The organism is Paenibacillus sp. S28 (genome assembly GCF_016624415.1).
GTDB lineage: Bacteria > Bacillota > Bacilli > Paenibacillales > Paenibacillaceae > Paenibacillus_AQ > Paenibacillus_AQ favisporus.
In genome coordinates, this window is the sequence record NZ_JACVTM010000001.1 from 345793 (window position 1) to 368908 (window position 23116).

Annotated in this window: 20 protein-coding genes; 14 read left to right on the plus strand and 6 right to left on the minus strand. The window is 53.1% G+C overall.

The genetic code is table 11. The annotated features are described in order from the left end of the window. Window positions 1-37 precede the first annotated feature (37 nt). Complete coding sequence (locus tag IAE55_RS01515; protein ID WP_200630734.1) at window positions 38-553, minus strand: hypothetical protein; 516 nt, start codon at window positions 551-553, stop codon at window positions 38-40. Window positions 554-761: 208 nt separating this feature from the next. Between IAE55_RS01515 and IAE55_RS34215 the strand changes: the two genes are divergently transcribed. Beyond that, complete coding sequence (locus tag IAE55_RS34215) at window positions 762-1949, plus strand: sensor histidine kinase (protein ID WP_186381860.1); 1188 nt, start codon at window positions 762-764, stop codon at window positions 1947-1949. Further along, complete coding sequence (locus tag IAE55_RS01525; RefSeq protein ID WP_105443228.1) at window positions 1933-2604, plus strand: response regulator; 672 nt, start codon at window positions 1933-1935, stop codon at window positions 2602-2604. Before IAE55_RS34215 ends, IAE55_RS01525 begins: the two co-directional genes overlap by 17 nt. 15 nt (window positions 2605-2619) lie before the next feature. On the opposite strand, the gene IAE55_RS01530 is transcribed toward IAE55_RS01525, so the two are convergent. Beyond that, window positions 2620-3810, minus strand: a complete 1191-nt coding sequence (locus IAE55_RS01530; protein WP_145157150.1) for a styrene monooxygenase/indole monooxygenase family protein — start codon at window positions 3808-3810, stop codon at window positions 2620-2622. A gap of 85 nt (window positions 3811-3895) precedes the next feature. Further along, window positions 3896-5086, minus strand: coding sequence for a cytochrome P450 family protein (locus IAE55_RS01535; protein ID WP_145157151.1), 1191 nt, complete (start codon window positions 5084-5086; stop codon window positions 3896-3898). Between the two features lie 312 nt (window positions 5087-5398). On the opposite strand from IAE55_RS01535, the gene IAE55_RS01540 reads away from it, so the two are divergent. The 6 genes from IAE55_RS01540 to IAE55_RS01565 all read left to right on the plus strand — a co-directional run bounded on the left by IAE55_RS01540 (window position 5399) and on the right by IAE55_RS01565 (window position 14357). Next, window positions 5399-7024, plus strand: coding sequence for an extracellular solute-binding protein (locus IAE55_RS01540; protein ID WP_200630735.1), 1626 nt, complete (start codon window positions 5399-5401; stop codon window positions 7022-7024). 58 nt (window positions 7025-7082) lie between these two features. After that, window positions 7083-8006 carry an ABC transporter permease gene (locus tag IAE55_RS01545; protein ID WP_145157153.1) on the plus strand — a complete coding sequence of 308 codons (924 nt, stop codon included), beginning with the start codon at window positions 7083-7085 and terminating at the stop codon, window positions 8004-8006. Window positions 8007-8073: 67 nt separating this feature from the next. Next, window positions 8074-8898, plus strand: coding sequence for a carbohydrate ABC transporter permease (locus IAE55_RS01550; protein WP_186381885.1), 825 nt, complete (start codon window positions 8074-8076; stop codon window positions 8896-8898). Window positions 8899-8946: 48 nt separating this feature from the next. Next, window positions 8947-10071 carry a glycoside hydrolase family 88 protein gene (locus IAE55_RS01555; RefSeq protein WP_200630736.1) on the plus strand — a complete coding sequence of 375 codons (1125 nt, stop codon included), beginning with the start codon at window positions 8947-8949 and terminating at the stop codon, window positions 10069-10071. Window positions 10072-10311: 240 nt separating this feature from the next. Next, window positions 10312-12660 carry a helix-turn-helix domain-containing protein gene (locus IAE55_RS01560; protein ID WP_234489229.1) on the plus strand — a complete coding sequence of 783 codons (2349 nt, stop codon included), beginning with the start codon at window positions 10312-10314 and terminating at the stop codon, window positions 12658-12660. 23 nt (window positions 12661-12683) lie between these two features. Next, entirely contained in the window at window positions 12684-14357 is a 1674-nt protein-coding gene (locus IAE55_RS01565) for an extracellular solute-binding protein (RefSeq protein ID WP_234489230.1), read from the plus strand. A gap of 24 nt (window positions 14358-14381) precedes the next feature. Here the strand turns inward: IAE55_RS01565 and IAE55_RS01570 are convergent, their stop codons facing one another. Next, on the minus strand, window positions 14382-14708 hold the full coding sequence (locus tag IAE55_RS01570) for a hypothetical protein (protein ID WP_145157157.1): 327 nt from the start codon (window positions 14706-14708) through the stop codon (window positions 14382-14384). Window positions 14709-15131: 423 nt separating this feature from the next. Between IAE55_RS01570 and IAE55_RS01575 the strand changes: the two genes are divergently transcribed. The 3 genes from IAE55_RS01575 (at window position 15132) to IAE55_RS01585 (ending at window position 18116) form a co-directional block, all read left to right on the plus strand. Further along, window positions 15132-15899 (plus strand): arylamine N-acetyltransferase family protein, encoded by a 768-nt coding sequence (locus IAE55_RS01575; protein WP_200630738.1) that lies wholly within the window; start codon window positions 15132-15134, stop codon window positions 15897-15899. A 160-nt stretch (window positions 15900-16059) separates the two neighbouring features. Then, window positions 16060-17559, plus strand: coding sequence for a glycine betaine/L-proline transporter ProP (proP, locus tag IAE55_RS01580; RefSeq protein WP_200630739.1), 1500 nt, complete (start codon window positions 16060-16062; stop codon window positions 17557-17559). Window positions 17560-17804: 245 nt separating this feature from the next. Then, window positions 17805-18116: a hypothetical protein gene (locus IAE55_RS01585; protein WP_105443223.1), complete on the plus strand. Its 312-nt coding sequence runs from the start codon at window positions 17805-17807 to the stop codon at window positions 18114-18116. A gap of 73 nt (window positions 18117-18189) precedes the next feature. Here the strand turns inward: IAE55_RS01585 and IAE55_RS01590 are convergent, their stop codons facing one another. Continuing rightward, window positions 18190-19059, minus strand: coding sequence for a pentapeptide repeat-containing protein (locus IAE55_RS01590; RefSeq protein ID WP_234489231.1), 870 nt, complete (start codon window positions 19057-19059; stop codon window positions 18190-18192). Window positions 19060-19256: 197 nt separating this feature from the next. Between IAE55_RS01590 and IAE55_RS01595 the strand changes: the two genes are divergently transcribed. Continuing rightward, on the plus strand, window positions 19257-20009 hold the full coding sequence (locus tag IAE55_RS01595) for an SDR family oxidoreductase (RefSeq protein ID WP_200630740.1): 753 nt from the start codon (window positions 19257-19259) through the stop codon (window positions 20007-20009). A 64-nt stretch (window positions 20010-20073) separates the two neighbouring features. On the opposite strand, the gene IAE55_RS01600 is transcribed toward IAE55_RS01595, so the two are convergent. Beyond that, window positions 20074-20229: an aspartyl-phosphate phosphatase Spo0E family protein gene (locus IAE55_RS01600; RefSeq protein WP_076166611.1), complete on the minus strand. Its 156-nt coding sequence runs from the start codon at window positions 20227-20229 to the stop codon at window positions 20074-20076. A 322-nt stretch (window positions 20230-20551) separates the two neighbouring features. Here IAE55_RS01600 and IAE55_RS01605 point away from each other — a divergent pair, with 322 nt between their 5' ends. Together IAE55_RS01605 and IAE55_RS01610 are read left to right on the plus strand one after the other, a co-directional pair. After that, entirely contained in the window at window positions 20552-20743 is a 192-nt protein-coding gene (locus IAE55_RS01605) for a hypothetical protein (RefSeq protein ID WP_105443220.1), read from the plus strand. Window positions 20744-21082: 339 nt separating this feature from the next. Then, entirely contained in the window at window positions 21083-22963 is a 1881-nt protein-coding gene (locus IAE55_RS01610; RefSeq protein WP_200630741.1) for a WG repeat-containing protein, read from the plus strand. The last annotated feature ends 153 nt before the right edge of the window (window positions 22964-23116 follow it).

The window sequence follows — 23116 nt, forward strand, 5'->3', positions numbered from 1 at the left end:
TGCGTTTCCAGCTTATTTACGGGGGTCATTCCTGCAGCTAGGATCGCTGCAAAACCTTCTGCTTGTTCAGCAGGATCACATTGTAAGTTACGTAATAGGCGAACATGATCAGCATCAATCCCGCGGACCAACTGCTTCCCATCCCGGCCAGCCGGTCGGACATCTGTGCTCCTTGCTGAAAATAACCCGATTGGATCATATCGATAATTCTGTAGATCAGCCGGCCAAAGAACAGCTGGGTTACGATACCGGCGATCCAGGCGCTGGAGCGGTACAGCACCTTGCCGTTGCGATGCTCAAACGCGGTTACCGTAGAGCTGTACCATGCCAGGGCGGTACCAAGCACAATCCCGGCGACATCGGAAACAAGACTGACGGGATGCATTGCTCCCTCGGCAAAAAAGATCAGTCCGACCAAACTCAGGATAATGGTCATCGTCCGGACCCGGCGAAGTCTCAGCTCCTGCCAGCCGAATGTCCGGCGGAGACGTAAATATATGCGGTACAGCACGAAAAAACCTATTATGATCCAAATGAGCATTTCAACACTCATCTTCGATTGCCTCCTTCATCATTTAGCCTGTCATCATCATATCCCGTTTTCGCCCGATGATTCGACTACCCGAGGATGGATCTTCACGATCGCTCGCCTATATCTGCAGATAGAGATTTGCTGCCATCCGGCTTAAATGTTGGATTTTGTCCGCGGACCGAGCTACAATGTTAGAAATTACGCAGGCGATAAAGGAGGAAGACGGTCGGTGAAAAGCAACTTTTATGGCAGAATCCTGTCCATTGCGGCTGTCCTTCTCTTTCTGCTTGACCGGCAGCAGTTGTTTAGCGATCCTCCGGAGAAAATAACGCTGCATCTGATGATTTGGATCACCTTTACGAGTATTCTTCTGATCAGGAGATCATCGTGGACGGTAACACGGGCGATTTTTGCCGCTTCTCTGATCTCCGCGGAGTGTCTGATCGGGATCTTATGGTTTCATGAAATCAAGATGCTGTATTTTCTGGTGATTCTGCTGTTCGCTTGGGCGATGCGGTTGACGGCTTCCAAAGCTTATGTCCCCTTGATTATCGCAATGGTCGTATCAGCCGGATTGTACATCCGTTTTGGTGAAAAGGATGTGTTTGACTTTCTCTCCTTTGTACTGCTTGGACTTGTCCTATACTTCTTTATTCGCAGTCGCATGGAAAGAAGGCGCATCCACGAATTGAATGAGCGCCACTTGAAGGAGCTTCAAGAAGCTTATGAACAACTTCAGGACGCCTCTGCAACGGCAATGCAGTACGCTGTGCTGGAGGAGAGGGCCCGGATCGCCCGCGACATCCATGATGCGGTCGGCCACAGTCTGACGTCGCTTATCGTGCAGATGCAGGCGCTGCGTTATATGATCAAGCAGGATCCGGTGCATGCTGGGGATACACTGGAAGAGATGCTGTCCGTGGCCCGCCAAGGGCTGCAAAATATCCGAGAGTCCGTCCACGCTTTGGCAGGAGATCGTTCTTTTTCCGGCATGACGGCATTGAAATCATTGCTTATTCGGATGGAAGCAACAGCACCCATTAGTTATAACTTTCAAGCGGATATCAATGATGAAGATCTGACTACGGAGACGTATGAAACGTTGTTCCGCGTGCTGCAGGAATCTGTCACGAACGTCATTCGTCATTCGAATGCGACGCAGGTGGAAGTGAACCTTTCAGGGGGACACCATAAAATCACTATGATCATTCGAGACAACGGTACGCTGAATGGGGAACAAGGCATCAACGAAGGCTTCGGTCTGAAAGTCATGAGGGAGAGGCTGGAGGAGAAAGGCGGTAGTCTGCAGTACCGCATTCCGGAAAGCGGCGGATTTGAAATCGCTGCGGCTCTGCCGGCTGAAGACCGGCCACGGCCTGAGGCCGAAAGGAGGGATAAGGATGTCGCTGAGCGATAACATTAAGGTTTTGCTGGCCGATGACCAGACGATGATCCGCCAGGGATTCGGTTATTTGATCGGGCTGCAGTCCGATATGACGCTGGTTGGTGAGGCGTCGGATGGGGGTGAAGCCGTTGAAATGGCCACTCGGCTTGGTCCGGACGTCATTTTAATGGATGTTCAGATGCCCGTCATGTCGGGAATTGAAGCGACTAGGGAAATTATGAGACGGCTGCCAGAGATGAAGATCGTCATCCTGACGACGTTTGATGACCAAGAGTACATCTACCAGGGAATTCGTGCAGGGGCAGTCGGCTACTTGCTGAAGGATGCGGAAGTGGAAGACATGCTGGGGGCCGTCCGGTCTGCGCACCGGGGAGAAGCGGTGTACAAAACGGCGTTGGCCGCGAGCGCCTTGCTGCGCGTTGCATCCCCCGAGCAGCACTCGCAGCCCGAAGAAGCGGGCAAGAATCTGGCGGAGCCACTCACTGAACGGGAGCGTGAGATATTACAGGAGATGGCGTATGGCCTACGGAATGATGAGATTGCCCGCAAATTGGTCATTTCCGAAGGCACGGTCAAATCACATGTTCACCGGATCCTGCAAAAATTTGGCTGCCAAGACCGGACGCAGGTCGTGGTCATTGCGCTTCGCAGCGGTATGGTAAAATAAACAGCCAGCCTTCCCCTAGTGGGGAAAAGGCTGGCTGTTGTGTTGTTCAAAGAAGCTGCGGTACGCTTGCGTCGGATCTTCAAACCAATGGGCTATGCGGTCCGCCGTATTCTGGTCTGCTGCCGCTTGCATCAGAAGCTCGGCAATATGTCCCGGCAGCGGCTGGGTCATGGCGTTGGTCCATTCGGTCACGGCCTTGATATAAGGCTGCGTCCGGTTCCAATATTCGCTGCCGATAGACTCGTCCCAATCGGCATCCGCATGGGCCAGCAGCGTCTCGTACAGCTGCTCGGCAGCGTACGAAGCCGTATTGCAGCCCTGCCCGGTGATCGGGTCGGCAAGGAATACGCTGTCTCCGCATCCAAGGATGAGCGTGCCATTTTGCATGAAATACGGACGGCGTACCGTGGGGGTGACGGCGGTCTGCAGATATGCGTTGTCGTCAATCAGCGCGAATTTGGCCGAATCGATCCGCCCGGCAATCTCAGGGAGGTGTCCCTCCACAATGCCAAGCATCCGCTCGGCAAAAGCATCCGGTCCCTTCACGCCGACAAAAGCATCCAGTGCTCCGCCCGGAACCGCTTCAATAAACAGTATGGTGGCCCGTCCGTTTGATGTAACGGCAGGAATCTCGAACATTTCACCGGTGCCGGGCATCACCGTAATGGAAATGCCTTCGGGCTCAACCGGACGTATACCGGAGAAATAACCGACGATGCATTTTCGCTGCGGCGTCCGGAAGGGCGTCAGGCTCTCATCGACGGGAAAAGAGGCGACAGGTCCCGATTTGCCGGCTGCGTCGATGATCAGGTCGAATGAGGCGGCAAGTGCATCCAGATCACCAGCCGCAATGCGTCCATGCCGGAACCGAACGCCATCCTTGGCCAAATCCTCCATGGCATCCGCAAACCGGATGCGCTGATCGGTAGAAGTGGCGATGCCCGTCAACTGCCCGGTAAACAGTTTTTGTCCGCCGAGCTGAAAGTGAATGGTCCGGATCTGCGGCGCATCGCTGTTCGCGGGCATTTGCACACGCCGCTCGCGCGCAAGTGTCGGCTGGAAATGAACCTGGGTCGAACGGACTCTTCCGCTGCGGACCTCATCAGGCTCTTCATGATGAAGCACCGTGACGTCAAAATCGTCCTTCAGCGCATAGGCCAGCTGCAGCCCGGCTGTTCCGCTTCCGATAATGCCGATTGTTCTCATGAGTGATCTCCTCCTTGATCTTGGGGACTATTTAAAAAGCATACCTTCGAGCCCGGATGGACCAACAGGGAACAATTGACTAATTTTAGCTCAGGCGAAGCGGGATTTCTTTCACCCCGCGCACGATCATGCCGGGTCTCCATTCCAGATCCCCGATCTCTCCTTCAAGCGCAAAGTCGGGAAAACGCCGCAGCAGCGTGTTGATCGCAATCTCTCCCTCCAAGCGGGCGAGCGGGGCGCCAAGGCACAGGTGTATCCCTTTGCCGAACGCCAGATGCGGGCTCTTGCCGCGGGTAATGTCAAACAGGTCCGGATCCTCAAACTGGGCCGGATCCCGGTTGGCTGCATCGAGCGCGACGATCACGAGGTCGCCCCGCTGGAATGGCTGGCCCTTGAATTCCAAATCCTCGGACGCCCAGCGGGAGGTGCTGAATTCCACAGGGCCGTTGTACCGGAGCATTTCCTCGACGGCGCCCTGGATGAGTTCCGGCCGGTCCTGAAGGAGCTTGCGCTGCTCCGGATATTCGAGCAGGGCCAGCACGCCGTTGCCGATCAAATTGACCGTCGTCTCATGGCCGGCGATGATCATCAGCGTGACCACCCCGTACAGCTCTTCCTCCGTTAACCGGTCCCCTTGGTTTTCCGCGATCACCAGCTCGCTGATCATGTCGTCACCTGGCTGCTCGCGGACCTTCGCGAACCATTCTTTTAGATATGCGATAAATTCGTTCATATGACGGGTGACATCCTCGCCCATTTTCTGATTCGAGGCTTCAATAATAGAGTTCGACCACACCCGAAACTTGTCCTGATCCTCCGTGGGCACGCCCAAAATTTCACTGATGACGATGATCGGCAGCGGAAAGGCGTAATCGTCAATGAGGTTCAGATGATCCTTGCCGGAGACCGCATCCAGGAGCCTGTCTGCAATTTCCTGGATATGATCCCGCATGCTTTCGATCCGATGGGGCGTGAAGCCCTTTTGCACCAGACCGCGAAGACGTTTGTGATCTGGCGGGTCGGAGAACAGCATGTTTTTGGAGAACACGCTTGGATGCTCCTGCCCGCTGAATTTGGTCATGTCCTTGATGAACCTCGGATCTTTCAGCACGGCTGCCGCATCCTCGTAAGTGCTGATGAGCCAGCCGGTTTGCCCGTTCGGAAGCATGACTTTCACAACGGGATCGCTTTGACGCAGTTTCTCGTACACGGGGTAAGGGTTGCGGGTAAAGTCGCTTGTAAACAACGCATTTTTCGGAGTTTCGCTTGCATGCATAGACAATGGACTCCTCTCGAAAAAATGATAGATTGCCCTTTCATTATAAAAGAATGTGGGAACGATATCCAAAAAGCGCGTTCTAGCCTCTCTATCAACCTATGCTACCCTTCCCTCAATATTTCGGATAACAACTTCAAAACCGTAGTTTTTCGGTAATGTTTACCGTTTTTGTTCATTCGATTGGAGAAATCGTCATCTGCCGCAAGAAAAAAGAACATCGTTTTGTATTTTCTGCTCATATCCGGTGGAACGCTGCTTCGATAGTCTGAAAGGGCAAGATTCACCACATATCAAATGGAGGTTGTAGGCATGAAAAAAATCGCAGCTGCGGGTCTGATCATCGCGATGCTGGGCAGTGTGCTGGCGGGCTGTTCATCCGGCGGCAAGAGCGGCGAAGATGCGGCAAAGGGGGCAAGTCCGGGAGGAGCGGCAGAATCGGCGACCTACCCATTAAAAACCGATGAGAAGCTGTCCTACTGGGGCGAGATCAACGGCAACCTGGTCGGAATCAAGGCGACGCATGACGAGATTCCTTTCTTTCAGAAATGGCAGGAAAAAACCGGGGTACCGCTCGAGTTCACCGCGCCGCCGACCGGCCAAGTTAAGGAAGCCTTCAACGTCATGCTGGCCTCTGGGGATTTGCCGGATATGATCGAATACAACTTTATCGGCGATTTTCCCGGCGGACCGGAAAAGGCGATCAAGGACGGTTACATTTTGAAGCTGAACGATCTGATCGACAAGTATGCTCCAAACCTGAAAAAGTACCTGCAGGAGCATCCCGACATCGACAAAATGGTCAAAACGGACAGCGGCAGCTATTACGCGTTCCCGTTCATCCGGGGCGACGAATACCTGCGCGTATTCCAGGGGCCAATTATCCGGAAAGACTGGCTGGACGAGCTGGGTCTGCCGGTGCCGGAAACGATCGATGAATGGACGGCGACGCTGAGAGCCTTCAAAGAGAAAAAAGGAGCGGCCGCACCGTTTTCGGTAGTGAGCAAGCCGCGCTTTTTCAATGAATCCGGCAATGGCGCATTTATTGGTGCCTTCGGTGTGAACCGCGGGTTCTATCAGGAAGACGGGAAGGTCAAATTCGGCCCCGCCGAGCCTGGTTTTAAAGAGTATTTGAAACTGTTCCATGACTGGTATAAAGAAGGCTTGATCGACAAAAATATCGCGACGGCGGACACGAAGGCTGTCGACGGCAACATGGCATCTGGCGCTACCGGGGCCACGATCGGCAACGCAGGAGGAGGCATCGGCAAATGGCAGCCGCTCGTTGAGGCAAACGATCCGAAAGCCATTCTTGTTGCGGCACCTTATCCGGTGCTGAACAAAGGGGACAAGCCCAAATTCGGGCAGCTGAACCAGGCCTACGCGTCCGAAGGAACGGTAGCGGTCACAACCGCAGCCAAAGATCCCGCGCTCGCGGTGCGCATGCTGGATTACGGGTACAGCGAGGAAGGACATATGTTCTTCAACTTCGGTGAGGAAGGCGTCAGCTACAACATGGAGAACGGCTATCCGAAATTCACCGATCTCTTGATGAAAAATCCGGACAAGCTCGCTCCCGCCCAGGCGATCTCCCTGTATGCGCGCAGCAGCTATAACGGGCCGTTCGTGCAGGATAAGCGCTACGCGGAGCAGTTCTTTGCGCTTCAGACGCAGCGCGATGCGGTGGAGGTTTGGAAAAACACCGATGCGGCGAAGTACAACCTGCCATCCATTACGCCGACGCCGGATGAAAGCTCCGAGTATGCCACCATCATGAACGATATCAACACGCTGGTGGATGAAATGACGATCAAGATCATTCTCGGCTCCGAGCCGGTCGATCAATATGACAGTTATGTCGCCAAGATGAAGTCGCTGGGACTGGACCGGGCGATCGAAATTCAAACGGCGGCACTGCAGCGTTACAACAGCCGGTAAGCACAAAGGAAGGGGAGGGCCTGCTCTCCCCCTAATATAATCGAGGTGAACTTCAGGCATGGCAAATCGGCAATCGTTTCGAAGCCGGCTCGTTCGTGATTTTGTGCTCAACAAGTATTTATACATCATGATGCTGCCGGTGATCGCCTATTATTTGGTCTTTCATTACGCACCCATGTACGGGGCGCTGATCGCGTTCAAAGATTATTCGCCCATGAAGGGCATTCTTGGCAGCGACTGGGTCGGATTGAAGCATTTTCAAGACTTTTTCGGCAGCTACTATTTTTGGAGAATTTTAAAAAATACGATCTTGATCAGCCTCTATACGCTGGTTTTTGAGTTCCCGGCGCCGATCATACTGGCACTCCTGATCAATGAAGTACGCAAGAAAAAATTCAAACGCGTCGTCCAGACGATCACGTACATGCCGTATTTTATTTCGCTCGTCGTCATTTGCGGCATCATCACCGATTTTACGAACGCGGACGGGCTCATCAACCGCCTGTTCATGTTCCTAGGCTATGATGGCCAGGCCATGCTGCAAAAGCCCGATCTGTTCCGGCCCATCTACGTGCTGTCCGAAATCTGGCAGCGGATCGGCTGGGAATCGATCATTTATATCGCTGCGCTCATGAGCATCGATCTGGAGCAGTACGAAGCGGCCCGGATCGACGGGGCCAGCCGTCTGAAGCAGATGCTGTACATTACACTGCCCGGACTGCTGCCGACCATTATGATCATGTTCATTCTCCGGATGGGAAACCTGCTCAACGTCGGGTTTGAAAAGATCATTCTTCTATATAACCCGGTTACGTACGAAACGGCAGACGTCATCTCCTCCTTCGTATACCGCAAAGGCCTGCTGGAGTTCGGCTGGAGCTACAGCTCCGCCGTCGGTTTGTTCAACTCGGTCATCAATCTCGTCCTCCTGATAACGGCCAACGCCATCAGCCGGAGGGTGAGCCAAAACAGCCTATGGTGAGGTGGTACGCTTGAAAACAGAGAGCGGTTGGGGTGACCGCATATTCAATGTCATCAACTATGCCCTGATGATTTTTCTGGTCGTCGTAACTTTATATCCACTGGTGTATGTATTGTTCGCTTCGTTCAGCGATTCGGCCCGGCTGCTTGGCCACAAGGGCTTTCTGTGGCGGCCGCTCGGCTTCAGCCTCGACGCCTATAAGAGCGTGCTGGACAACCCGGGCATCAGCATCGGCTTTCGCAACACACTGTTCATACTGGTATTCGGGGTAGCGGTTAATCTGCTGCTCACCTCGATGGGCGCTTATGTCCTGTCGCGCAAAAACGTAATGTGGAACAAGGTGTTCATGTTCATCATCGTGTTCACCATGTTCTTCAGCGGCGGTCTGATCCCGCTGTATCTCGTCGTCAAAGGCGTGGGACTGCTGGACACACTGTGGTCCACGATCGTTCCGTTCGCCGTCAGCACGTTTAACCTGATCATCATGCGGACGGCCTTCATGGGCATTCCGGACAGCCTGGAGGAATCGGCCAAAATCGACGGCGCGAATCATTTCACCATTTTGTTCCGGATTATCATCCCGTTGTCCATGCCGGTCATCGCCGTCATGATTCTCTATTATGCGGTGGACAAGTGGAACGGATGGTTCTACGCATCGGTGTTTATCAAAGACAGAAACCTGTTTCCCCTGCAGCTGGTGCTGCGTGAAATTCTGATCTCCAACTCGACCGACAGCATGTCATCGGGCGCTTCGGCGGGAGATCGGTTCCAAATCGGGGAAACGATCAAATACGCAACCATTATGGTAGCGACCGTCCCTATTCTGTGCGTGTATCCGTTCCTGCAGCGGTTCTTCGTGAAAGGAGTCATGGTCGGCTCGCTGAAGGGCTGATGCACGTAACTGCGAAACAGATGTTGGTCATAAAAAGGAGGTCTTCGCATGAAGGACTTTGAAACGGTTAAGCAGGATATTTGGCGGCAGATCGTCCGCAAGGCGGGGCAAATGCTGGAACGAATCGGAGACAAATCGCCGCATGCCGCAGGCCAAGACGGGAAATACGATGATATGCGGATCGATTGGTGGACTTCGGGCTTTTGGCCGGGGATGCTGTGGCTGATGTACGACATGACCGGTGAGGATAAATACCGGGAGGCTGCCTGGAACTGGGATGAAAGGTTGTCTGAACTGTGGCTCGCCCCGAATCATTATGATCATGATGTTGGTTTTCAGTTTTTGCCGACCGCGGTCATCAAGCATAAGCTGACCGGAGACGAAGACGCGGCAAGACGCGCGCTCCTTGCCGCCGGCTTCCTGGCAGGGCGCTTCAACCCTGCCGGCCGGTTCATCCGCGCCTGGAACGGCGACAAGACCGGCTGGTCGATCATCGATACGATGATGAATCTGTCGCTGTTGTTCTGGGCATCGGAAGAGAGCGGAGACCCGCGGTATGCACATATCGCAGGGCAGCATGCGGATACGGTCGTCCGCCATTTCGTCCGCCCGGACGGGTCCGTGCATCATATCATCCGGTTCGATGCCGAAACCGGCGAAGCCGCCGAAGCGATCGGCGGACAGGGCTTTGCGCCGGATTCGGCCTGGAGCCGGGGGGCGGCCTGGGCACTATACGGTCTAACGAATGCGTATCGTTATACGGACCGTCCGGATTACCTTGCGGCAGCCCAGCGGGTGGCGAACTTTTTTATCGCGCATCTTCCCGGGGATGGCGTGCCGTACTGGGATTTTCGTGCGGAAGCAGTGGAGGCCGAGGGCGGCATCGTGCGAGACAGCTCGGCCGGCGCCATCGCGGCGTCCGGATTGCTGGAGCTCGCGGAAGTGCTTGGCGATATCCGGGGAAGAGGATATCTTGATGCCGCGCAGCGGATTCTGCATTCCCTGTACACGGCGTACGGAACATGGAATGATCAAGATCATGAGGCCGTCTTGCTGCACGGAACCGGCCATAAGCCGGTATCACAAAACGTGGATGTGTCTCTCATTTACGGCGACTACTTTTTTATTGAGGCGGCCGCCAAACTGAACGGATGGAAGCACCGAATCTTTTAAAAAGATACGTATAGCGAGTTGATACAGGATGCATGACCGCCTGTCCATTCATCCGCGTGAGCCTGGGTAGACCGTGAGGTCTCCCGAGGCTTTTTCGCGTTAATTCCGTATCCACCAAGGGGATATTACGCTTTTTATCAACCGGATTGCACTTTTTATCTATACGCATCCCATGCGATATTCGTTATAATGGGTGTCTAATCAATCGAGACAAACTATTGAAGTATGGGTGATGGTCTTTTGCTGAACATTCAAAACCTATGGCGGAAACGGGAGAGCATCATTGTCACCTGGCTCGTATCATACAGCGCTGTGCTGTTTGTTCCGATCGTCATCAGCCTGGTGATCTATGCCCAGGCCAGCCATGCGCTGAAGAGCGAAATCCACCGGGCCAACGATTCGCTCCTGAAGCAGATGAGGTACACGATCGATAATCAGATTGACCTGATGAAGCGGTTGAATATGGAAATGACATGGAGCCCGAATTTGCAGCATCTGATGTATTCCAGCATGCCGGCTCAGGAAGTGCCGTACACGGCATACCAGCTGGTGAATGAATTCAGGATGTTTAAAACGTCGTATGCTTCCATTGACGAGTTTTACGTTGTTTCCAGACGGGACGGCTCGGTGTACAGGTCCGGCAATATCCGCGACTTGAAATCCGCTTTCTATACAATTCACCAAACCGGTACGCTCACATTCGAGCAATGGAAGAGCGAAGTATTGAATGGGACGAGCAATTCCTTCATTGTGCTTCCCCATGCCAATGCGGCTGATGAACAGACGGCAATCGCCTATATTACGCAGCTGCCGAAAGACATGAACGGGCGGAGCACTGGCAGCGTGGTGGTCATGTCCGATACCCGCCGGTTCCAGGAAGCGGTGGAGGGGATATCGGGCTTCAGCGGTGCGACGCTGCTCATTTTGAACCATAACAACGAGATTCTGATGTCCAACCATCCGGACTCGGAGGAGCAGATGCCATTTCTGAGTGGTAAGCGGATTCAAACGGATTCCGCGCAGGCTGGAACGTCGGAACTGTTCTCAATCAACTCCTCTGTCTCGGACCTGAAGTACGCCCTGATCATCCCGAGCGGAATCTATTGGGAAAAGGCGGAATATGTCCGTAATTTTACGTATGTCAGCATAATCGTAAGCCTGGCGGGTGCCGGCGTTCTGACCTGGTTTTTTATGCGCCGCAATTATTCGCCTGTACAGCAGTTGGTCGAGTCCCTCAAGGATGAGAACACCGATCGTAGTTATGCCGATGCGAACGAGTTCCGGTTCATCCAGAAAGTCGTGACCCGCACCCGCACTGAAAATGACGAGATTTCCATGCAGCTGCAGAAGCACCAGCAGGTGCTGCGGTCCAATATGATCAACCGGCTGCTGAAAGGTAAACCGGATACACTGGTACCGTACGAGGAGGCGTTTCGCTCGTTTCAGATGAAGCAGGTATCCACGGAATTTGCCGTCATTCTGTTCGTGATCGAGAACGAAGACAAGCTGTACGAATTTTTGCCGGGCATCGACATGAATGAACGCAGTAAGCTGATCCATCTGATCATATCCAATGTCGTGGAAGAGCTGACGGAAAAGCAGGGACATGCCGGGTATGTGGTCGAAACGGATGACATGATGGCCTGCCTTGTCAATTTGAAAGCGGATACTTCCGGATGGGAGCACGATCTTCATGATATCGCGGCCGAGGCGCAGCGGTTTCTGGAGCGGTATGACATGGAACTGACCATCTCACTGAGCGGACGCCATGCTTCCTGGATCGGCATCTCCGAGGCATATCGGGAGGCGGTCGACGCGATGGAATACAAAATGGTCCTCGGCAAAAAAGGGATCATCGCATACGAGGACATCCGTGCCGACAGCACCGCAGACATCGGTTACGGCTATTATTATCCACTCCAGATCGAGCAGCAGCTAATTAATGTGATCAAGGCGGGGGACCTGGATGAAGCCGCATCGTGTATGAACGAGATCATTGAGAAAAATCTGGACAAGCCTGTCATGCCGCTCACACTGGCAAGATGCCTGATGTTCAATCTCGTCGGGACGATGATCAAGGCGATCAACGAGCTGGGCGAAGGGAGCGGCGGCATCACGCTTGCCGACAATTCGCGATGGATCGACGATATTATGGCATGCGGTACGCTTAGGGAAATGCAGGAGAAGCTGCAGTCCCTCCTTCAGGAAGTGTGTGCCTACGCATCAGCTAAACGTTCATCCCACGTATCCAGAGAGCGGGAGGATTCCCTGCGGAACCTTATTGAGGAAGTCCACCAGTATATCCAAGCGAATTACATGGACATGAACTTGAACGTCAACGCGATCGGCGAGCATTTTCAGCTGAAGGGGAGCTATCTGTCGAAGCTGTATAAGACCCAGACGGGCGAAGGCATACTGGACAGCATTCATAAATATCGGATTGAGCAGGCGAAACGGCTGATGCGGACAAAGCCCGAGTCGGTCAGCGAGATATCCAGGCAGATCGGATACAACGACCCCGCGACCTTTATCCGGGTATTCAAAAAATACGAAGGCATTACGCCGGGCAAGTACAAAGAAATTATTTGATGTTTTATTTTCGGGAGGTACCTATGAAGTGGAAAGGTAAAGGGAGAGCGGTGGTGTGGGGATGGCTGGCTATCATGGTTCTGCTGATGGCGGTACTGCCGGCTTGCGATCGTGAGCGGATGACGCAGACGGCAAGTTCGCTGCCGACTGCCGAAACAACGCTGATGGCGGGAGGAGGCAAAGGTTTGTCCGCTTCGGATGCCAAGCTGACCTATTGGGCTGAACTGAACGGCAACGCGGCGGGGATCAAGTCCACCTTTAACCAGGTGCCGTTCTTTCAGGAATGGCAGCGGAGAACCGGCGTCCAGCTGACGTTCATCCAGCCTCCGGCCAACCAGGCGAAGGAAGCGATCAGCGTGCTGCTGGCATCAGGCGATCTGCCGGATATGATGGAGTACGAATGGATCAATTATCCGGGGGGACCGGAGAAGGCGATCAACGACGGCTATATTCTACGCCTGAACGAAGCCATCGATCAGTACGCCCCGAACTTGAAGCGGTACCTGAAGGCGCATCCCGATATCGATATGCAAATCCGTACAGCCCGAGGCAGCTACTACGCATTCCCGTTTATCCAGGGAGACGACAAGCTGCGGACTTACCAGGGACCGATTATCCGCAAGGATTGGCTGGATGAGCTGGGCCTGGGCGTGCCTGTGACGATCGACGATTGGCATACGGTGCTCAAGGCGTTCAAGGAAAAGAAAGGCGCCGAAGCGCCGCTTACCTTCCTTGGCGTACCGAATCCGCTCTTTGGCATCGAGGGCGGAGGGTTTATCGGCGCATTTGGAATTAAGAAAGGCTTTTACCAAGAGGAGGGAAAAGTCAAGTTCGGCCCGGTTGAGCCGGGGTATAAACAATTTCTGTCACTGTTCCGGCAGTGGTACGCGGAAGGGCTGATCGACCCGAACTTTGCTGCCGTGGACTCTGAAACGCAGGACACGAGCATGATCCTGAGCCGGAGCGGTGCTGGCATTTGGAACGCGGGCGCCGGCATCGGCACGTGGCTGCCGGTTATGAAAGCGCAGGATTCGTCGGTGGAGCTCGTTCCGGCGCCCTATCCGGTGCTTCAACGCGGAGACCGACCCGAATTCGGGCAGCTGGCCCCGGCTGTCGGATCCAGCGGGGTGGCGATTTCCGCGAAGAGCAAGCATGTCGAAGAAGCGGTCAAGATGCTGGACTACGGGTACGGACCGGAAGGACATCTGCTCTTTAATTTCGGCATCGAAGGGGTCAGCTACGAGATGAAGGACGGGTATCCGGTGTATACGGACGTCATTTTGCACAACCCGGATAAGCTGGCGCCGTCACAGGCGCTGGCGATGTACACCAGGGCAAGTTATTTCGGGCCTTTCGTCCAGGATATCCGTTACATGGAACAGTATTATTCCCTTCCGGAGCAGAAGGAGGCGGTCCGGGTGTGGTCCGACACGGATGCAGCGCTTCATGCGCTGCCTGCGCTTCCGACCACGGAGAAGGAGAGCACCGAGCTGGCGGTGATCATGCAGGAAGTCAACAAGGCCGTAACCGAAATGTCGCTGAAAATCATTATGGGCATGGAGCCGGTATCCGCTTTTGATGGATACGTGAAAAAAATCCAGCTGATGGATATCCAGCGTGCCATCGGCATAGAACAGCAGGCGCTGGACCGTTATCGCGCATCCGTATCCAAAACAGGCGGGAACACCACCGGTTGACCGTGGAACGGGCTGTCCCGAGACCTACGATTTTATGCCTTTCCTGATAGCCGGATCCGCTGACGACAGGCCTGTGTTAAGGGCAATATAGAATGGAAACAAGATCATTTCGAACATTAAAATCAAGCCGGTGACCGGAGCGGGGTCATCGCCCGGGTTCGTCAGTGGAAACAGCATCCTGAAGCCCCAAATCCACAGGATGAAATACGGGATCCACACGACGGCAGCGGCATATGCGGATTTGCGGCCGGAAACGAGACGCTTGCTCAGCCAATAACAAAGGATCAGCGATACGGCCAGCAGGGCCAGATTCGCCCAGTTCAATGCATGATAGATGCCAGTCCAATTCATGATTCTCTCCAGCCTGTACACGTTGACCAAACTTTCTGCATGGAGGAAAAAGAGGAAAGCGTAAATACAGCTCATCACATTCAATTTGAAAAAATAGCGCATGAAGGTTCATCTCCCATTAGTCCAGCGGTTCGCTGGGCTTCATTGCGTTGACGGATAGGCAAGCCGAGAATTGTTCAATGCGGCTGATGCCATGTGATGCTACTCTGGCGCCTTTCACAAAGCCTCATCATTTATGGAAAATATAGGATTCCATTCATTACCATTATACCTGAATTTGATTTGTACCGGTACAGCTGTGATAAATTCGCATTGTCCCCGCAGATCGCTCCCTGTAACTTATAAGTAATGGATTTTCTGTAATCGCACATAAATCAGCGCGTTTCTAATCGAGATTTCATATTCCGAAATGAGGAGAGAAGAATGTTTAACCTGCAAAAATACATGAGCAAACTGGGTATAACCCATCAAATCGACATCATGCCCGATCTGAAGCTTCTGCGTGAACTGCAATATCGGCACGTTATGCATATTCCTTTTGAAAACCTAGATATCATGGATGGGGTCCCATTATCGATGAATCCGGACATACTCTTCAACAAGATCATTGAAGGCCGGCGCGGGGGCGTATGCTACGAATTGAACGGTTTGTTTCACAACCTTCTCAAAGCGCTTGGATTCAACGTATCGATGGCGGCCTGTACAGTTAAGCAGGAGGAGGGATGGTTTATCGATGGAACCCATGCCGTAAATGTCGTTCAGCTTCCGGGTGGAGATTACCTCGTGGATGTTGGCTTTGGCGGGCGAAGTCCCCGAGTACCGGTTCCGCTGAACGGCGAATTGACTGAGGACTGGGATGGAAATTGGCGCATAAGTCCGTATATAGAAGAGCAGGACCGATTTGTTTTGGAGAAGGAAACCCCAGATGAGTGGGAGATGCTGTACCAGTTGGACAGGGAGCCGCGACTGCTGGAAGATTTCAAAGCGGTGTTCGATATGACGCAGTACGGGCACGAATCGAAATTCAATAAAATACGGGTGGCCATGATTCAGACGGAGCAGGGACGCGTTACGCTGAGCGGAAACTCTTTAACCTGGGTAAACGGAGAGACGAAATCTAAAGAGGACGTCGAGCCGGAACGGATTGAGCAGGTGCTGCGCGAGCTATTCCATATTGAATGGAAGGAATGACGGTCCATTATCAGCCGGTCTCGTGAGTAGCCCGTATTGAGGCTAAGAAGACTGACTTCGTTAACGAAGGGGTGCTGCCGCTCTTCGATGAATTGGTGTAAGGCTTCGGGCGAATACTAGTTTGGTCAAGGTATTTTCGCTTGCAGAGGAGTCTTCGATTATGGACAGCAACAATCACGAGAAAAGTAAATGGGCGCTGCCTTTCCGAAAAAAATCCGGACCCCGGCTCCATAAGGACGATATCACGGTCGTGGACACCGGCAACGCCAAGAAGGCCGTCGTTGCCACCGCATTGGGAAATGCCATGGAGTGGTTCGACTTCGGAATATACTCTTATTTGGCCGTCATTATGGGCAAGGTGTTTTTCCCGGAGATGACGGGTTCCATCCAGCTGATTTATACCTTTGCCACGTTTTCCATCGCCTTTCTCGTCAGGCCGTTCGGCGGTTTGTTTTTTGGGAGGCTGGGGGACAGGCTTGGCAGGAAAAAAGTGCTCACCATCACGTTGGTCATGATGGCGGTTTCTACGCTGTGCATCGGCCTCATCCCGAGCTACGCATCGATCGGTATTACCGCTTCGGTGCTGCTTCTGCTGGCCCGCCTGGTCCAGGGCTTCTCCACCGGGGGAGAGTATTCAGGCGCCATGACCTTCATTGCCGAATCCACGCCCGACAAGCGCCGCGGATTTATGGCGAGCGGCCTGGAAGTGGGCACCCTGGTGGGGTACATTGCCGGATCCGGATTGGTGACGCTGCTTAGCTACCTGCTCGGACCCGACCGGATGCTGGCTTGGGGCTGGAGGATTCCTTTTTTTATCGCGGCTCCGATCGGCTTGGTCGGCCTGTACCTGCGGAATCATCTCGAAGAAACTCCCGCCTTTGAGGCGATGGAGAAAGCAGCCCAGGATGAAGGGAGGCAGAAAGTGCCTTTCCGGGAACTGTTAAAGGTTCAGTGGAGAGTCGTCCTGCTCTGCATCGTCATGGTGTGTTCCTTCAATGTCGTGGACTATATGGTATTGTCATACATGCCATCGCATCTTACCGCGGTGCTCGGTTACGGAGAGACGGAAGGGCTGCTGCTCATTCTTATTGTCATGTTTATCATGATCCCGATTGTGCTGTTCATGGGTTACTTCAGTGACCGGATCGGGAACAAACGCATCATCCAAGGCGGTCTGCTAGGGCTGATTGTGCTCTCGCTGCCGGCGTTTTGGTGGATCGGGAGCGGCAAGGGAGGGATGGTCTTTCTCGGTTTGCTATGCCTCGCCGTGCTGCTAACCTGCTTTGAAGGCACCATGCCGTCCGTGCTTCCGGCTTTGTTTTTTACCAAGGTCCGATATGGGGCCCTGGCGATTACTTATAATATTTCAGCATCCCTGTTCGGAGGGACCACTCCGCTTGTCATGGCTTGGCTGATCAATCTGACCGGGGAGCCCTTGGTACCGGCGTATTATTTGATCGCGGTTTCAATTATTGGCTTCGTCATCGTGACCATGTGGTTTACCGAGACCGCGGGCCGGTCACTGCGCGGTTCTGCGCCCGCGGTGGAGAAGCCGCACGAAGTTCATGAGGTGCTTCAAGAGCCGGAGGAAGCGCTGTGGTGGCATGAGGAGCAGTCGGCCATCCACGATCAGCTGTCCGATTCAGATCCGACACGTTAAGGAAATAAGGATTGCGTGATGAAATATATAAATCTTAAAAAAGGTGCTGGAACAAGGGTTCCGGCGCCTTTTTTGCTTCTTTTTCCAAATATTTTTGTGAAAGCCTTTTCAACTCTGTTTAAATGTGTTATCTTTGAGGTAATCTAATTGTGTCTAAATTGTGAAAGCAATTTGTCGAAATTGTGAATCATCGCTGATGCATAGCGTATGATATAGCATCCAATGTTTTTAAGGAGGAATTCATCATGACCTTTTTACTGCTGATTGTGTTTACCGCTGCGTTGATCGGTGTGTTGTTCTTCGGGAAGAAGCACGAGGTGTTGATTGCCAACGTCATGAATACATTGCTGCTCACGGGTCTTGCGATTGCGTCCGGAATGCATTTAAGCTCTGGCGGCTTGTTCTACTTGATTCTGATTTTCTACTACGTGGTGCCGATGTATGCTGTCATTACGCTGTTTGGTGTCATGAAGAAGAACAGCAAGAAGAACAAGAAGGACGTATTTATCAGTTCCTTTGAGCCGTCCCTCCCCGATTTGCGTGGAGAACGCGCCTAATATCCAATAATAATTAACCGCTGGGACAACGAGGTTCCAGCGGTTGTTTTATTTTGTGAACTCTTGGCAGGCTTTAGGTCCAGTGAAAAGGTCGCTCCAAATGTTCTGGAATTTTGGTAGCTGCGTTCCCTTTGGCGGCATTGATCTGGAACTGGGTCAGAAAAAGGCTTCCGCTCAAATCCGCGTCGCGGATGTCCGCGTCCCGGAAGTCGGCGCCGATCAGATCCGTGATCCGGAGGTCTGCGTCCCGAAGGTCGGCCGCGATCAAATATGCGCCTCTAAAGCTCTGGAATTTGAGATCGGCGCCTTTCAGCTTGGCACCGATCAGATCCGCCCCGCGTCCCTTCAGGTTCTTACGAGAAGATGGTCCCTTGTAACGTCGGCGTGCCTCCTCCCGAACGAGTTCACTGGTCTTAAGGAGCAGGAGGTTTACTTCGGCCCGGTGAGCGGGAATATCCAGCTTCAATATTTCCTCTGGCGGAAGTTCGGTGAGACGCTGCGTTTCGTGCAGCTGCGTTCGAAGCTCCTCGTGAATCAGGTGGGCGTCTGCATGGCTTAGCGCTTCGCTTAAATAGGCCAGAAGCTCGTGCAGCTGACGCATGACGGGAAACACTTCGAACATTTGCTTCGCCGTCTCCGGCGCTTGGCGCCAGTCTATGCCGCTATAAGTAAACTGGGAAACTTTTTGTCCGGCCCCGAAACAGTCATAAACGGTACATCCGCGAAATCCCTTTTGGCGCAGGCTGTTATGAATACCGCAGCGAAAATCGGATTGGAGATGGCGGCAGGGCTCTCCCGCCTGCTTGTCCATGGCAAAGTCGGATGAGGCGGCAAAAGGAAGGGAGACGCAGCACAGGCCGAAGCATTTCTCGCAATCTGCCTTCAGGGCAGCTCGTCCGAAGTCTCCTAAGTCTTCAAAATGATATGGGTTTGGTTCACTCAATGTTGATATCTCCTTCATGTAAAATCAGTCCGGTTTTCTTTTTACCTACAGTTATCTTACAATAAATTGAAGCATTTATCGATGACGCGATGCTTATCAGCCTGAAGCTTTCGCCAGATATACTGATACATGGAATCGAGCGGAGATTGGACTTCTTATCATCGGGAACTAATTTATCCAACGGGAGTGAAGGAGAAATGAAGATAAGCGGAAATACGATACTCATTACCGGCGGCGCATCCGGAATCGGGCTGGCCTTGGCGGAGCGGTTCGTTCAGGCGGATAACACCGTGATCATTTGCGGGCGCCGCGCAGACAAGCTTCAGGAGCTGAAGGAACGCTATCCGGATATACATACGGTGGCATGTGACCTGTCTGTGGAGTCCCACCGGCTTGAATTGTTCCGTAAGGTGACGTCCGAATTTCCGGGTTTGAACGTTCTCATCAATAATGCAGGCATTCAGCAGCGGGTTCATCTGCTCGAAACGGAGAAAGAGTGGGAGTATTACCGTCAGGAAATTTCAATTAATGTAGATGCGCCGATTCATTTAACACTGTTGTTTATGCCGCACTTGTTAAAACAACCGGATCCGGTCATCGTCAATGTCACCTCGGGGTTGTCCATTACGCCAGGAGCCTGGGTTCCGATCTACAGCTCTACCAAGGCCGCGCTCCATTCCTTTACCGTTAGTCTTCGGATTCAGCTGGCCCAAACGAACGCCAAGGTGATCGAAGTGCTGCCGCCTGCGGTCAACACCGATCTAGGCGGAGCGGGACTTCACACCTTCGGCGCGCCTCTTGACGAGTTTGCTGACTCGGTATTCAGGGACCTGCAAACCGGTAAAGAGGAGATTGGTTATGGCGGTACGGAGGAGAGGCTGCATCTGTCTGCGGTACAGGCAAGAGAGACGGCAGCCCGGATGTACGATGGCTTCCGGTCAGGTACATAACATCTTGCACACGATGCAGAACAGGAAGAGGACCTGCTGACAGGATCAGCAGGTCCTCTTTGGGTTACATGTTTTCTTTTAAAAATTTGTCGTAGTCGTTTAATGCCCGGTCTAATTTCTGACTGGCCTTGATCAGCTCCGGATCGGTGAGACATCTGCATACGGACAGTTTATTCAATTCCAACCGAAGCTCTTCAATTTTACGAATAATTTTATCCATGGTTGAACAGCTCCTTAGAAATTTTGCATCCTCCTTGCGCTCGCAGCATGCCGCAACGACAGATGCGTCAACACTTTTTTCGATCCAGCACATGATTTTTGAAAAAGAATGATACTACATTTTTCGCTAAATTCCCCTCAAATCCCTTCCGTGAAGCTGACATATTATCGAAATGTTACCCGATGATGAAATTTTTTTTTAGGTTCATAAAACCCTTCCGGCCTGGACAGCAAGATTCGATATAAATGGGTAAAATTTACATGGTATAAAGAACGAGTGTTCGTATATAATAAAAACATACGTTCGGTTAGGAGGGTCTGTCATGTCAGAAAAATATGTTGGGCAAACCGTGGAGATCGTTTATTTAGACCAGGCCGGTAACATTACGCAGCGTAAAATCGAAGTGAAAGAGATGCGCGGGAACACCGTCAGGGCGGTATGCCTGAAGACAGGTGCCCCAAGAACCTTCCGGCGGGATCGGATTCTGGCATGGCAGGTCGCAAGAACTGCCTAGGACCGGTTAGGACGGCGTCCTTGACGCAGCTCTATTCGTGCACACTGCTTCATCATTAAATTGATTCTTCGAAGAGAACAGGACCAAAATAAAAAGCCTAACCCGGTATGGGCTAGGCTTTCTTCGCATATCTAAAAACTTACTTCTGGAGTACCTTGTCATCGGGATCATCCATTGATATTGATGGTAACGGTCGCGGGCCAGCATTTTGCGGAGCGTGATCATCAATGTCGGGGATAGGATAAAGAACAAGTTCGCCGGCTTTCTGTCTCAGTCCTGGCATATCTTCCCGCTCTCGGCATACCATTAGGCAAAAGCAAAGAGAGAGGGAGGATACGGATGAACGAAATTGAACCGCAAAGTCCGGTACAGCTGGTCAGCACGCATCTGCCGGAAGGGGCTGAGCTGGTTACGATGAATACTCCAGCCGGACAACCTGCCGTGATTGCCGAGGATTTAACTGGGGATCGGGTCCCGGAGATTTCCGCCGTCTACCGGTTGAATGATGCGTTGTACTTGCTTGTGCTCCAGTTTAGCGAAGGGGCATGGAGAACGATGGCCAGGATCCAAGGCCCAGGCTATGGAGTCACGCTCTTGACCGCTGCACCGGTTACCAAGCCTGGGCGGAACAACCTGCTCGTAGGCTGGCAGATCGGTTCCATTTGGTCGAAGTTGTCCGTGTATGAGTGGACGGAGTACGGTTTGAGTGATGTGGCGCCTGCAGAAATGAGCTACAGCTATATTGACGTGGCGGATTGGCCGGGCCCTGGAGGTCCAGACGGCAGATCCGAGCTCGGACTCTGGATCCACGATACGGGCGAAGCCTACCGGACGGAGGTGCTGCGCTGGCGGGACGGGAGTTTTCACCCGGCAGAAGATGTTTACCCCGCCTATTACCCTGAAGTAGCCCGCTACTATGAACGTATGACCGAATCCTATCCGGATTATCCGTTCTATTGGTACTATCTGGCCGAGGCGCAGTATCGGGCCGGTATCCCGCAGGCGGCACTGCATTCGGTACGAAGAGCATTAGGATTTGCTCAGCCGTATCCTTCCCGGGAAACCCTTTTGACGCTGGAGAGGAAGATCCTGCAGCTGCCCCGCGTGGCGGAGCTGCTGCGGTTTTCGGCCCGAACTGCCGAAGGGCTTCGGTGGGGGTATATCAACACGAGCGGTACGATGGTACTTCCGGCCAGATACGAGGAGGCGGCGGAATTTCAGAAGAACGGCCTTGCCATTGTCCGGGAACGCGGAAAATACGGATTGATCGATCAAGCCGGGATGTGGGTCGTTGCCCCGGTGTATGATTCGATTTCACCGTTTTCGGAACACCGGGCCGTCGTCACGGACGGCGGCGTCTGCAAGCTGATCGATGAACAAGGTAAGGTGGTAACGAAATGCGGGTACTCGTATATCGCCGATATGCGGGAAGGCAGGTCCGTATTTCGTGGAGAGGGCCATCAGGGGCACACGGAACATATCGACCGTTACGGCTATCTGGATTCCCAGGGATACGAGATCATCCCGGCAAGATATGAGGAAGCCGGCGATTTTGGCAGTGGAAGAGCCTGGGTCAAAATGAAGGATGGTGCGTACGCGCTAATCGGGCTGGACGGCCGCAGTCTATACGAATATGAGTTTGAGTATGCCGGTCCTCCCGACGGCGGATTGCTCGTTTGTCAGCAGCACGCCGGCGGAAAATACGGCTATATCGATCTGCGCGGCCAAGTCCGTATACAGCCTGCTTTTACCTCGGCGACCCCCTTCCGCCGTCAGCGGGCGATCGTGAACATGGGAGAGGGCGGCACGAAGAGATACGGCGTCATCGATGAATCAGGTCAGTTCGTCGTTCCACCTGAATATGACGAGATTCGTGATCTCGGTGAGGAAAGGCTGGCACTCGCACACGCCGTGAATCCGGGGAAGCCATCTATCGGCTTGAACTATGCGATTGCGGATTGGGAGGGCAGGCTGCTGACAGACTTTGCGTATACCCGCGTGTCGGCCTATCAAGATGGTCTGGCATCGGTCGCGGATGGGCAGGACACCTTTTTGATCGATTCCAGCGGTGCAGCCGCGCTCGGATATCCGAAGGTGGAAGGCAGCGGCAGCCTGACTTTGAAGGGGAGCGGCTTAATTGAAGTCCAAGTGGACCAGCGGATGTCGTATGTAACTCGTGACGGAAGAACCATTTGGCGGGACCAGGATCCTCCCAAATGACATCAGCTCGCCAATCACAATAAACCTTGAATTCGACGAACCGCTGCCGTGAAGGCAAGCGGTTTTTTGGATTGGAAGCTTCAGGATCGATTGGGAATAATTTTACATGGGATGGGGGAAATTAACCGCTGTCTAACTAGTTATGGCAGGAGG

Coding starts and splice junctions, on each gene's coding strand:
- IAE55_RS01515 (WP_200630734.1), bottom strand. CDS start 553: ATGAGTGTTGAAATGCTCATTTGGATCATAATAGGTTTTTTCGTGCTG.
- IAE55_RS01525 (WP_105443228.1), top strand. CDS start 1,933: ATGTCGCTGAGCGATAACATTAAGGTTTTGCTGGCCGATGACCAGACG.
- IAE55_RS01530 (WP_145157150.1), bottom strand. CDS start 3,810: ATGAGAACAATCGGCATTATCGGAAGCGGAACAGCCGGGCTGCAGCTG.
- IAE55_RS01535 (WP_145157151.1), bottom strand. CDS start 5,086: ATGCATGCAAGCGAAACTCCGAAAAATGCGTTGTTTACAAGCGACTTT.
- IAE55_RS01540 (WP_200630735.1), top strand. CDS start 5,399: ATGAAAAAAATCGCAGCTGCGGGTCTGATCATCGCGATGCTGGGCAGT.
- IAE55_RS01545 (WP_145157153.1), top strand. CDS start 7,083: ATGGCAAATCGGCAATCGTTTCGAAGCCGGCTCGTTCGTGATTTTGTG.
- IAE55_RS01550 (WP_186381885.1), top strand. CDS start 8,074: ATGATTTTTCTGGTCGTCGTAACTTTATATCCACTGGTGTATGTATTG.
- IAE55_RS01555 (WP_200630736.1), top strand. CDS start 8,947: ATGAAGGACTTTGAAACGGTTAAGCAGGATATTTGGCGGCAGATCGTC.
- IAE55_RS01565 (WP_234489230.1), top strand. CDS start 12,684: ATGAAGTGGAAAGGTAAAGGGAGAGCGGTGGTGTGGGGATGGCTGGCT.
- IAE55_RS01570 (WP_145157157.1), bottom strand. CDS start 14,708: ATGAATTGGACTGGCATCTATCATGCATTGAACTGGGCGAATCTGGCC.
- IAE55_RS01575 (WP_200630738.1), top strand. CDS start 15,132: ATGTTTAACCTGCAAAAATACATGAGCAAACTGGGTATAACCCATCAA.
- proP (WP_200630739.1), top strand. CDS start 16,060: ATGGACAGCAACAATCACGAGAAAAGTAAATGGGCGCTGCCTTTCCGA.
- IAE55_RS01585 (WP_105443223.1), top strand. CDS start 17,805: ATGACCTTTTTACTGCTGATTGTGTTTACCGCTGCGTTGATCGGTGTG.
- IAE55_RS01595 (WP_200630740.1), top strand. CDS start 19,257: ATGAAGATAAGCGGAAATACGATACTCATTACCGGCGGCGCATCCGGA.
- IAE55_RS01600 (WP_076166611.1), bottom strand. CDS start 20,229: ATGGATAAAATTATTCGTAAAATTGAAGAGCTTCGGTTGGAATTGAAT.
- IAE55_RS01605 (WP_105443220.1), top strand. CDS start 20,552: ATGTCAGAAAAATATGTTGGGCAAACCGTGGAGATCGTTTATTTAGAC.
- IAE55_RS01610 (WP_200630741.1), top strand. CDS start 21,083: ATGAACGAAATTGAACCGCAAAGTCCGGTACAGCTGGTCAGCACGCAT.